The following is an 11,991-nucleotide window of genomic DNA, read 5'->3' on the forward strand; positions in this document are numbered from 1 at the left end:
TTCTATAATAAACTATATTTGCCCCTTTTAGCACTTATAATCCATGGCCTTTATTACAAAAACTTGCATTCGATATTTTCTATTACTTTTATTTTTCCCATCATTTATACTATTAGCACAAAACAAGTCGGAAACAAGCGGTTTTAAAGAAAATGTAGGTCAGATTGTAGATCAAAAAGGAACTGCAAACAATGCGGTTGCCTATTTATTACACACCAGAGGCTTAAACGTACAACTAAAAAAACAAGGATTTTCATACGATCTCTATGATATCAAAACGGTTCCTTTAACAAAAGAGGATGCGCTCTTCTTTCCGGAACATCCAACGATAACAAAACCGAAAACATCTTCTCAATATTCTTTTCACAGGGTAGACATCAACTTTCTGAATGCCAATCCAAATGTAGCGCTTATCGGGAAAGAAAAATCAGATGACTATGAAAATTATTACACCAGCTCGATAAACACACCGGTTGCAAAAGTTTATACCTATCAAAAAGTAGTGTATCAGGAATTGTATCCGAATATTGATCTTTTGTTTTTTATACCGGATGATCACTCAAAAGCAGTTGAATACAATTTCATTTTAAAACCCGGAGCACGATTGTCGGACATACAATTTGAGGTTAAAGGGGCCAAAACGGATTTGGAAGACAATAAGATCAAAATGCGCGTTCGCTTCGGATCGATGGAGGAAGTGATGCCTGCCAGTTGGATCGAAGACAATCAAAAAAACAGAAAAGAGATTGCCATTCAGTATAAAAAAATCAAAAAAAACACCTATGGCTTTGCCGGTCCTGCCGGTTACAATGATAAAACAATTGTTATCGACCCGGTTCCGATTCGTCTATGGGGTACTTATTATGGTGGAAGCGGTAGTGAAAACATAAACGATATCATCACTGATAACTTAAATAACATTTATATAAGCGGGATTACTTCCAGCCCAAACAATATCGCTACAGCCGGATCTTACCAGCCGGATCTTACCACAGGTTTTAATGGCTTTATTGCCAAATTCGATCCTAATGGCAACCGAATTTGGGCGACATATCATACTGCTTTTCCAATTGTCTTGTGTACCGACAAAGACTACAATGTTTATTTTGCCGGAGATACGACCACACCAGTAGCACAACTAACCACACCAGGATGCCATCAACCGAACAAGGATATCCACAGGGATGCCTATGTTGTTAAATTAAATACGAACGGGCTCAGAGAATGGGGAACCTATTATGGTGGAAATTTTAACGATTCTGCTCGCGGGATCATTGCTGACAATGCAAATAATGTTTATCTGTGTGGCCAAACCGATAGTGGTACCGGTATTGCTACAGCCGGATCTCATAAGCCGAATATCGATGCTGCCAACAGCACCACGGATGCTTTTCTTGTAAAATTCTCAACACAGGGAGTCCGAATCTGGGGAACTTATTATGGTGGTACCGGAGCCGAGAGTTTTAACTCTTGTCTCATCTCAGACGACAATTTTTTATACGCCGTTGGCGGCTCCTGGAGTAATAATAATATTGCAACACCTGGTGCTTATCAGACTAGCCTAAATGGAGGTAGCGACAATATCATTATTAAATTCGGATTGGATGGACAGCGTATATGGGGAACCTATTTAGGCAGTACTGCTAATGATAACATTCATTTTGGAAAGTTAAAAGGTACAGCAATCTATCTGGTTGGAAAAACAATGGGGCAATCCGGAATCGGAACGCCCGGTACTTTTTTTGAGACGTTCCAGCTTATTCCTAATATAATGCCTTCTATTATTGAGAGTAGTTATATCATAAAATTTGATGTTGCAACCCAAGAAAAGGTATGGGGAACGTATTTTCCTGATATGATAATGGGGCTTTCTGCTAATCAAAATCAGGATGTTTATTTTTCCGGTTATACAAAAATAAGCACCGGAATCACAACTCCTGATGCCTATATGCCAACTAAAATCAATGCCAGCTACAATTCTACAGTCTATCTGGTTAAACTGAACAGTTCAGGTCAGCGGGAATGGGGTACCTATTATGGCGGAGAAATTAGCGATCAGATGGGATTAACAGCTGTTGACAGTTCTAATGATATTATTTTGTATGGCACTTCTGTCAGCAGAACTGGTATTGCTACAACAGGGTCACATCAACCGGATTTTGCTTCTGTTCCCACTGGAAATACAATCGGCGCTGATACTTTTTTAGTTAAATTTAAAGACTGCCATTCGGCTACAACAGCTAGCAGTAATTCCCCGGTTTGCATTAACGGTAATTTGGAATTAACTGCCAGTGGAGGAACAAATTATCAATGGTCTGGTCCTAACGGTTTTTCCTCTACACTTCAAAATCCGACAATTCAGAATGTAACAGCTTTACATAACGGACAATATAGTTGTGTTATAACCGGTACCGGTGGATGCGACAATACCATTACACTAAATGTAACGGTAGGTAATGCCGCTATTCCCACACCTTCCCTGTTGAATTTACCGGCAATTAATGGCGATTGTAACACTGTCATCACAACAATTCCTACGGCACAGGATAACTGTAGCGGACTGATACAAGGTATTACAACAGATCCGTTAACATATACGATTCCCGGTTCCTATACTATAACCTGGCATTATGGAAGCGGAACAAACAGTATTACCCAGACACAAAATGTAAACATTACCGCCACTCCGGAACCTACAGCCAGTAATCCACAATCATTCTGTATCCAACAAAATGCTACTATTGCCGATATTACAATTAGCGGTCAGAATATTCTCTGGTACGACAATCTTAACGGAAATATAGTAAATACCGGTACGCTATTACAGGACAACACTACTTATTATGCCTCACAAACCCTTAATAATTGTGAAAGCTCGTTAATTCCAATCACGGTAAGTCTGGTTACAACTCCATTACCAAACGCGACTACTTCGCAGATACTTTGCGATAATCAAAATGCTACTTTAGCCGATATCCAAATAACAGGAAACTCTATCAAATGGTATGATAGTAGCACAGGAAACACAATACTACCTGCAACAACAATAATACAGAACAATACTACCTATTTCGCAACTCAAACGATAAATGGATGTGAAGGCCCTCGAATAGGAATACACGTCACGTTAACCCATACTGTTAATGCACAGGATTATGCTACTTATATTTGTGATGATCAAAATAATAACACGGAACTAGTCGATCTTACTTCTTTTAATACCAATATCGTATCGGACACTTCTATTAACTTTTCGTATTACACAACGCTTTCCGGTGCCGAAAACCAAAGTGATAATGCATCAATAAATAATTACACCAATTATGGGCTGACAATGGGTTCCAATATCGTTTATGTTCGTGCTCAGGCTGCTAACGGTTGTTATCAGGTTGTACGTTTAACACTAACACTGGTCAATCCGCCACGTATCGAAATTCCCGATGTTATGGCAATCTGTTCCAATAACACGATTATTCTTAATGCAAGTGGTAATTACAGTAGCTATCTATGGTCTACCGGTGCGACTACTTCATCTATTACAGTGAGCCAACCTGGAAATTATACCGTTACCGTTACGCAAAACCATGGAATGGTGAGTTGTTCGACGACTAAAAATATTAGTGTGGTAACATCCAACGCTCCGGTTATTAGAAATATCGTGACAACCGACTGGACCGAAAATGAAAATACAATATCAGTAATTCTTACCGGCGGTAGCATTGGTAACTACGAATATTCATTGGACGGCATACATTTCCAAAACAGTAATAGCTTTACCAACCTGAGTAGTGGGAATTATACCGTTTATATAAAAGATAAAAACGATTGCGGGCAAACCACTAAAGATGTTTTTCTACTCAATTATCCCAAATTCTTTAGTCCAAACGGAGATGGCCATAATGACAGATGGCGAATTAAATTCTCAAATTATGAAAAAGGATTAACCGTACGAATCTTTGATCGATTTGGTAAGTTTATCAAAGAGCTTAAGCATAATGATTCCGGTTGGGATGGCACCTATAATGGAGCGCCACTTCCCGCTACCGATTACTGGTTTGTCGTAATACGAAAAGACGGAAAAGAGCACAGAGGTCATTTTTCGTTAATCCGTTAAAAAGAAAACGTATAGTGTGCCACTATACGTTTTCTTTTTGAATACTGTTCAGCTTATCCACATATAATATTGTCTCATCGCTATCGCGGTCGGCTTCAAACATCGGACTAAATTTTGCACCATAAACAATTTCACGTAAGGTATAAGAAGTACGCTTTACTACTGTGGCACTAAACATATCGTCAAACACCTTTACAAAAACCAGGATTTCCCCTTTCTGTTTGGCATAATCTTCTTCCGTAAAGGTAAATAACGGACTATTTTCTGTGATCGGATGCACTAGTGTCCAACTCAGTGCCAACATATTAATTTTCTCCAATTCCAGATCGAGTGTAAAAAACTTATTGATTTTTTTGCCGTCTTCTTCCAGGCTTAATCCAATTGTTGCCTTAGCTTCAGCTTCCATTAGGTTGGTGTTCTTATAAGGCGTCATTCGCAGCATCAGGGCTTTACCGTCTTTATACGGTGCGATAACTGCATTTTGCGAAAAACGTATCAAGGCTTTCGGTTTACTAAATCTTCCGTAAAACAAACCGGTCGCAATGGCAAAACTCAACAATCCGAATAAGGCTTCAACCGACGCAACAAAACTGGTCATAAAACCGGTCGGACTAATATGTCCGTAACCTACAGTCGTAAAAGTCTGCGCACTGAAAAAAAACGCCTGTCCGAACTGATCAACTGCCGTAACAGCAGTGATTCCCTGTAAATGTTCCACTCCGATCAGAAAGTAAATACAGGCAAAAAGAAAGTTGACAATTAAATAAAAGGCGAAGATGATAAACATGAATTTCCATCGCGGTACATCGATCATCGCATGATACCAGCTAATCCGTTCAGTAATTCCGACTCCTACTTTCCGTACATTGGCATTTCCGTCTTTATTGACAAAACGTCCGCCATAAATAGACGCATTGCTTCCGAAACCTGTATTTTCATCGGCCTTAGCCCTCGAACTAATTCGTTTTAAGAATGCCATTGTACTTTTTTAAGTAAAGCTACTAAAAAAACAGCTTCCATTTTACTACATATTTACGGTGTTCTATCAATAAAAAAGCCCCGGATTTACCGAGGCTTTGTTTGTATAGTGTCCTGTTATTTACTCAGGTACATTTTTCTTCTGGAGTACAATTCGTAGAACTGATCGTCTTTCAGGTCATCAATAAACAAGATGCTTTCTCCTGTTGATTTCATTTCAGGACCTAAAGCTTTGTTTACGTTTTTAAACTTACTGAATGAGAATACCGGTTGTTTGATTGCATATCCGTTTAATTGCGGGTTAAAATCAAAATCCGTTACTTTATTTTCACCCAACATTACTTTTGTTGCGTAGTTTACATAAGGTTCTCCGTACGCTTTTGCGATAAACGGCACCGTACGCGATGCTCTCGGATTCGCTTCAATGATATAAACCGTATCGTCTTTAATCGCAAACTGGATATTGATAAGTCCTACCGTTTTTAAAGCTAAAGCTATTTTTTTCGTATGATCTTTAATTTGCTGCATTACAAACTCACCCAAATTGAACGGCGGTAATGTTGCATTACTGTCACCCGAGTGAATTCCACAAGGTTCGATATGTTCCATAATACCGATAATGTATACATTTTCACCATCACAGATTGCATCCGCTTCCGCTTCAATCGCTCCGTCAAGATAATGATCCAGTAATAATTTATTATTCGGTATTTTACGTAACAAATCCACTACGTGTTCTTCCAGCTCTTGTTTGTTGATCACGATTTTCATCCCTTGTCCGCCCAATACATATGATGGTCGAACCAATAACGGGAAGTCCAGTTGATCAGCCAGTTTCGATGCTTCTTCAGCACTTTCAGCTACTCCGAATTTCGGGAACGGAATTTTTAATTCTTCCAATAATTCCGAGAAACGCCCCCTGTCTTCCGCCAAATCCAAAGCATCAAAGCTTGTACCGATAATCTTAACTCCGTATTTCGATAGTTTTTCAGCTAATTTCAATGCAGTCTGTCCGCCTAACTGTACAATAACCCCTTCCGGTTTTTCATGACGGATGATATCGTAAATATGTTCCCAGAAAACCGGTTCAAAATACAATTTATCCGCTGTATCAAAATCAGTTGATACCGTTTCCGGGTTACAGTTGATCATTATGGTTTCGTAACCGCATTCAGCCGCAGCCAATACACCGTGAACACAAGAATAATCAAACTCGATTCCTTGTCCGATACGGTTTGGTCCGGAACCTAAAACGATTACTTTTTTGCGATCGGTTACTACACTTTCATTATCCACATAACGAGTACCGTCTGCTTTTTCGATTTCGGCTTCGAAAGTAGAGTAATAATAAGGTGTCTTCGCTTTAAACTCAGCCGCACAGGTATCTACTAATTTGTAAACCCTTTTTACGCCTAAATCTTCGCGTAGTTTATAGATCTGACTTTCCAGACATCCCAACATATGAGCAATCTGTCTGTCGGCAAATCCTTTTTGTTTTGCTTCCAGCAATAATTCTTTAGTTAATGTATCGATATTGTGTTTGGAAATTTCTTTTTCCAAAGCATATAGTTCTTCATATTGTTTTAAGAACCACATATCGATTTTCGTAATTTCATGGATACGGCTCAACGGAATTCCCATTGCAATTGCATCATAGATTACAAATACGCGATCCCAGCTGGCATACGTCAACTTATCTATGATCTGATCATAATTTGTATATCCTTTTCCGTCGGCTCCTAGTCCGTTACGTTTGATTTCCAATGATTGCGTGGCTTTGTGTAATGCTTCCTGAAACGAACGTCCGATTCCCATTACTTCTCCAACAGATTTCATTTGTAAACCTAAAGTTCTGTCGGCTCCTTCAAATTTATCGAAGTTCCAACGCGGTATTTTTACGATTACATAATCCAATGTCGGTTCGAATAAAGCCGAAGTTGATTTGGTAATTTGATTTTGCAGTTCATCCAAACTATATCCTAAAGCCAGTTTAGTAGCGATTTTAGCAATCGGATATCCGGTTGCTTTTGATGCCAAAGCTGAAGAACGCGATACACGAGGATTGATTTCAATTGCTACAATATCTTCTTTTTCATCCGGCGAAACGGCAAACTGAACGTTACATCCGCCGGCAAAGTTACCGATACTACGCATCATCAGGATCGCCATATCCCGCATTCTCTGGAATGTTCTGTCTGATAACGTCATTGCCGGAGCAACCGTAATACTATCTCCTGTATGGATTCCCATCGGGTCCATATTTTCGATTGTACAGATGATGACTACGTTGTCGTTTTTATCGCGTAACAATTCCAATTCATATTCTTTCCATCCCAGTAGCGCTTTATCGATCAACACTTCATGAATTGGCGATGCTTCCAGACCTCTGGTTAGTAAATCGTCAAAATCTTCTTTTTTATGTACGAAAGCAGCTCCGGTTCCACCTAAAGTAAACGAAGGTCGGATTACCAAAGGAAAGCCGAATTCCTGAGCAATTTCTTTCCCTTTAAGGAAGGAATTAGCTGTTTTAGCCGGTGCTACCGGAATTTCGATTTTAGCTAATAATTGTTTGAATTGTTCCCGGTCTTCCGTTACATTAATGGCATTTACATCAACACCGATCAAACGTACGTTAAAATCCTGCCAGATTCCTTTTTCATCTGCTTCCAAACACAGGTTTAGTGCAGTTTGCCCACCCATTGTCGGCAAAACAGCGTCAATTTGCGGGTGTGCTTTTAGGATTTCTATAATGGATTTTGTTGTTAACGGTTTTAAATAAATATGATCCGCCATGGAAGGATCCGTCATGATGGTCGCCGGATTGGAGTTGATCAAGATAACTTCAATTCCTTCTTCACGAAGTGATCGAGCGGATTGCGATCCGGAGTAGTCAAACTCACAGGCCTGTCCGATTACGATAGGCCCCGAACCGATAATTAAAACCGATTTTATTGAATTGTCTTTAGGCATTGTGTTGTGTTGTATGTAGTTATTTTATTTTTAACGAAAAGATATAAAAAAAGGCGTTACCTTAAATAAGTAACACCTCTATTTATGATTTTAAAAATCATTATTTTTTATGTCTTGGTTCTGATGAAACCGTTAACTTATGTCTTCCTTTAGCTCTTCTACGTGCTAATACTTTTCTTCCGTTAGCAGAAGCCATTCTTTCCATGAAACCGTGCTTGTTTCTTCTTTTTCTTTTTGATGGTTGAAACGTTCTCTTACTCATTGCTTTTATCTTTAAATCGTGTTTTTAAATAGGATCAGCTTTGAATTATCTCGCTTCAAAACCGAGTGCAAATATACAAAGACTTTTATTTCTGGCAAGTCCTTTTAAAAAAATATTTTTATTTCTGTTAACTGCTTTGCTCTTTAGCGATTAACGTCGTGGGAATTCCTTTAAAAAACGGGCTTTACGAAACTTAATTTCGCCCGATCATTTCATTTTATTACATTTGCAAACCTAAAACAAAAACAATTATGTTTCACAGAAATATCAAACTAATTATAGCCGCTATCATCATTGCATTGGGAATCTGGCAATTTACCGAGAGTAATATCGGGAACGGAATCTTCTTATTATTACTTTCGTCAATCTTTATCTTATTATACTTTAAAAACGAGTTTATTTTACTTGCTTTTTTAAAGCTTAGAAAACAGGATTTCCCGGGTGCTCAAAAATGGCTTGCTTATATTAAAAATCCGGATACGGCTTTGGTTCGAAAACAACAGGGATACTACAACTACCTGAATGGTCTTATGGTTTCCCAAACCAATTTATCGGCTGCCGAGAAATATTTCAAGAAAGCAATTGAATTAGGATTAAACATGGATCAGGATCTGGCTTTAGCCAAACTAAACCTGGCCGGAATTGCTATGACACGCAGAAGAAAATTAGAAGCTACGAACTTATTAAACGAGGCTAAAAAACTGGACAAGCAGAATATGCTTAAAGATCAAATCAAGATGATGAAAGATCAAATGAAGAAAATGTAATCAAAAACACTGATATTCAATTAAAAACGCCTTTTTTAGAGGCGTTTTTTTTTATCTTTGTAACGCAACCGAAATGCGTTTATCGCATCTTATAATAAAGAATGTTTACCTCCAACAAGTACCACCTAAATGTATTTGCCTATGAGAAACATCTACTTTATAATTGTTTGTATCTTTCTATCTTCTACAGTTACTGCTCAAGATAACACTACCCTTTTGTTTTCATACACCTTACACCGGAATTTAAAGTCCTATTCCAAACAATCGGATCTGGCTTATCAAACCGGTGATACCGAACGCGGTCATTTTCTCTTTGATTCTCTTGTTCAAAACCAACTTGTAGGAACGCTATTTGACGATTTCAATTTAAAACGCTATCATAAAAACAGATTACGCCTCAGCACCGTTAGCAAACCGGTTTTTCTGATCACATATGCTTCCTGGTGCGTTCCTGGAAAAGGTGAAATTCCGGCCTTAAACAAACTCGCCCGACAATACGGAAAGGACGTACAGTTTATTGTATTGTACTGGGATCGAAAAGCCAACATCAAAAAGCTATCTAAAAAATTCGACAGTCGGATTATGATTTGCTACGCACACGAAACCTACAACAGAGACGCGTATCTCGTATCAACATTAAAACACAGTCTCGGTTTTCCGCTTACCTATTTACTGGATGAAAAGCGAAATGTAGTTAGCATCAAACGCGGTATTATCAAGCCGGATCAAAAAATCACGTATGCCAAAGCAGTCGACGCTAACTACACCTCTTTCAAAGAGCACCTCAATTGCCTTTTGATCAACAAAATCAACGACTCTTCACAAAGATTAGCCAAACACTAGCGTTTATACCCTTCCAAAGGAATATCGATCACATAGGTTTTATTAGGTGTTACTACTAATTTCTTATCGCGCAACCACGGATTATGAACTTTTAAAATCTTATAATTAATTCCCTGATCTAATGCAAAAGTCGCCAGATCATCAATATTAGCGGTTATTTCGACTTTTCGTACCGGAATTTGCTGATACAACACCTCTTTCGGTAAATCATAACCATATTTCACCTGATTCGTCATAATTTCTTTTAAGGCCAGAATGCGGAATACATAACGGGCCGTTTCATCATTCAACAACAAATCATAATAATCACTCACTTTCTGACTTTCAATCTGCTTGTTAACACCGTTCATTCCTCCGTTATAAGAAGCAGCCGCCAATGTCCAGTTCCCAAATTTCGCTTTTGCAGCCAATAAGTATTTACAAGCTGCTTCCGTTGATTTTTCTAAATGATAACGTTCATCTACCGTTTCGGTTACTTCCATTCCTTTTTCTTTGGCGGTATCCGGCATAAACTGCCATATACCTCTTGCTCCGGCTGAGGAAACCGCATTAATTAATCCGCTTTCAATAACAGCCAGATATTTAAAATCATCCGGCACACCATATTGTTTTAAAATCGGTTCTATTACCGGAAACGCCCGATTTGCTCTTTTGATGATCAGTGCAGTGGTAGCATGTAAATTCACATTCACTAAAAGCTCACGATCCATTCTTTCTTTTACGTCTGATAGTGTCATCGGTACTTTTTCACCGGCAAAATCAATATTCAGCGGTAAATACACATGATTTTTCACATCCACATCGTTTCCGGTTCCGGCATCCGTCCAATAAACCATAACACCACTTGTCAGTATAACGGCAGCCACAATGGCTATTCTTTTCACTTTATTCATCTTCCGTATTTTTTATTGTATTTTCTCCTAAAATTATAGCCGGTAAATTACGATTTAACCAGCGGTATTTATTTATAATCATCACGTGAGTTCCGCCTTTTATAATAATCGCATCGTGAATATTTTTTAGCGGGAATACCTCATCCTTATCTCCATGAATATGAACAATACTAGTATCGGCTTCTTTTCGATTCCATGAAACAACTTGTTCCAATGCCCAGTCAAGGTATCTTTTATCCCGCATTGACAAGAACTTTTCATATAACTGAATCCGGCTTTTCGCCGTTTCTCCAAATGCATATTTAGCCAGTACTTCGATATTTCCAAATAGTCCTGTCGGAATTAATTTATAAGCCTTTGTTGTTTTAGCAAATTTTATTCGTTTTGGAAACTCCGTATTGGCTTTAACACTGGAAATAATAATGGTTTTTCGCACCGGAATAATCTTAGCCATTTCCTGCACCAATATCCCTCCGAAAGAAACACCAATTAATACCGGATTTTCTGCTTCAATTTTTTCAGTCATTCTTTTAGCATAAGCTTCCAGACTTTCTTTAGGCTCCGGCAAAAACCATTCCAGCCAATGTACCTCAAACTGATCTTCAGGCAATTTTATGTGTTCAAAAATGATAGGATTAGCTGCCAGTCCCGGCATTAAATAAACGGGTATTTTACTCATTATCTGATGTTTTAACGCTTCACTAACGCGGAATCTTATGAATTTTTCCGAAATTTGTATAAAAATAATTCATTCCGGATAATTTTACAATTGGTTTCCGGGTTAAATTATTATCAACTATTTCTTCTATATGAATACTTTATATCATGGAAATTAAAGACAACGAATTATTAAGACAATTCGAAAATCAAACTGAAAACGGACTATTAACTGTTGAATATTCCCTTCAGGATCGAAAACTATTTTTAACCAAACTGAACCACTCCGAAAAGGAAGCTCCAGAAACTATCGATGCTTTTCTAAAAGCGATTATGTCTAATGCCGAAGAAAAAAGGTTTCGGGTTGTTCCGACACACCCAAAGATTACTTCTTTTTTCAGAAAGAACCCGGTTTATAAGGAATTACTCCCTCCGGGAATTAAAATATAAAACAACAAAAACGGCTGCCTTACGACAGCCATTTTTTTATCTATTACACCTGACAGG

General features: G+C 38.3%; 9 protein-coding genes. 4 read left to right on the forward strand and 5 right to left on the reverse strand.

From position 1 onward, the window contains the following. Positions 1-43: 43 nt before the first annotated feature. Complete coding sequence (locus NOX80_RS18070; RefSeq protein WP_256551207.1) at positions 44-4,114, forward strand: DUF7948 domain-containing protein; 4,071 nt, start codon at positions 44-46, stop codon at positions 4,112-4,114. A 22-nt stretch (positions 4,115-4,136) separates the two neighbouring features. Here the strand turns inward: NOX80_RS18070 and NOX80_RS18075 are convergent, their stop codons facing one another. From NOX80_RS18075 to rpmH, 3 genes are all read right to left on the reverse strand, one after another. After that, complete coding sequence (locus tag NOX80_RS18075) at positions 4,137-5,093, reverse strand: ion channel (RefSeq protein ID WP_256551208.1); 957 nt, start codon at positions 5,091-5,093, stop codon at positions 4,137-4,139. 116 nt (positions 5,094-5,209) lie between these two features. Then, positions 5,210-8,062, reverse strand: coding sequence for a carbamoyl-phosphate synthase large subunit (gene carB, locus NOX80_RS18080; protein ID WP_256551209.1), 2,853 nt, complete (start codon positions 8,060-8,062; stop codon positions 5,210-5,212). 100 nt (positions 8,063-8,162) lie between these two features. Next, positions 8,163-8,324, reverse strand: coding sequence for a 50S ribosomal protein L34 (gene rpmH, locus NOX80_RS18085; protein WP_026979292.1), 162 nt, complete (start codon positions 8,322-8,324; stop codon positions 8,163-8,165). Positions 8,325-8,575: 251 nt separating this feature from the next. Between rpmH and NOX80_RS18090 the strand changes: the two genes are divergently transcribed. Further along, on the forward strand, positions 8,576-9,091 hold the full coding sequence (locus NOX80_RS18090; RefSeq protein WP_256551210.1) for a DUF2892 domain-containing protein: 516 nt from the start codon (positions 8,576-8,578) through the stop codon (positions 9,089-9,091). 141 nt (positions 9,092-9,232) lie between these two features. Further along, positions 9,233-9,934 carry a TlpA family protein disulfide reductase gene (locus NOX80_RS18095; RefSeq protein ID WP_256551211.1) on the forward strand — a complete coding sequence of 234 codons (702 nt, stop codon included), beginning with the start codon at positions 9,233-9,235 and terminating at the stop codon, positions 9,932-9,934. On the opposite strand, the gene NOX80_RS18100 is transcribed toward NOX80_RS18095, so the two are convergent. Further along, positions 9,931-10,827 carry a lytic transglycosylase domain-containing protein gene (locus tag NOX80_RS18100; RefSeq protein ID WP_256551212.1) on the reverse strand — a complete coding sequence of 299 codons (897 nt, stop codon included), beginning with the start codon at positions 10,825-10,827 and terminating at the stop codon, positions 9,931-9,933. The two genes, NOX80_RS18095 and NOX80_RS18100, sit on opposite strands and share 4 nt — an antisense overlap. After that, complete coding sequence (locus NOX80_RS18105) at positions 10,820-11,506, reverse strand: alpha/beta hydrolase (protein WP_256551213.1); 687 nt, start codon at positions 11,504-11,506, stop codon at positions 10,820-10,822. The genes NOX80_RS18100 and NOX80_RS18105 overlap by 8 nt, the downstream gene beginning before the upstream one ends. Before the next feature lie 146 nt (positions 11,507-11,652). Here NOX80_RS18105 and NOX80_RS18110 point away from each other — a divergent pair, with 146 nt between their 5' ends. Then, complete coding sequence (locus NOX80_RS18110) at positions 11,653-11,934, forward strand: N-acetyltransferase (RefSeq protein WP_256551214.1); 282 nt, start codon at positions 11,653-11,655, stop codon at positions 11,932-11,934. The last annotated feature ends 57 nt before the right edge of the window (positions 11,935-11,991 follow it).

The organism is Flavobacterium cerinum, assembly GCF_024496085.1.
Taxonomy (GTDB): Bacteria; Bacteroidota; Bacteroidia; order Flavobacteriales; family Flavobacteriaceae; genus Flavobacterium; species Flavobacterium cerinum_A.

Coding starts and splice junctions, on each gene's coding strand:
- NOX80_RS18070 (WP_256551207.1), top strand. CDS start 44: ATGGCCTTTATTACAAAAACTTGCATTCGATATTTTCTATTACTTTTA.
- NOX80_RS18075 (WP_256551208.1), bottom strand. CDS start 5,093: ATGGCATTCTTAAAACGAATTAGTTCGAGGGCTAAGGCCGATGAAAAT.
- carB (WP_256551209.1), bottom strand. CDS start 8,062: ATGCCTAAAGACAATTCAATAAAATCGGTTTTAATTATCGGTTCGGGG.
- rpmH (WP_026979292.1), bottom strand. CDS start 8,324: ATGAGTAAGAGAACGTTTCAACCATCAAAAAGAAAAAGAAGAAACAAG.
- NOX80_RS18090 (WP_256551210.1), top strand. CDS start 8,576: ATGTTTCACAGAAATATCAAACTAATTATAGCCGCTATCATCATTGCA.
- NOX80_RS18095 (WP_256551211.1), top strand. CDS start 9,233: ATGAGAAACATCTACTTTATAATTGTTTGTATCTTTCTATCTTCTACA.
- NOX80_RS18100 (WP_256551212.1), bottom strand. CDS start 10,827: ATGAATAAAGTGAAAAGAATAGCCATTGTGGCTGCCGTTATACTGACA.
- NOX80_RS18105 (WP_256551213.1), bottom strand. CDS start 11,506: ATGAGTAAAATACCCGTTTATTTAATGCCGGGACTGGCAGCTAATCCT.
- NOX80_RS18110 (WP_256551214.1), top strand. CDS start 11,653: ATGGAAATTAAAGACAACGAATTATTAAGACAATTCGAAAATCAAACT.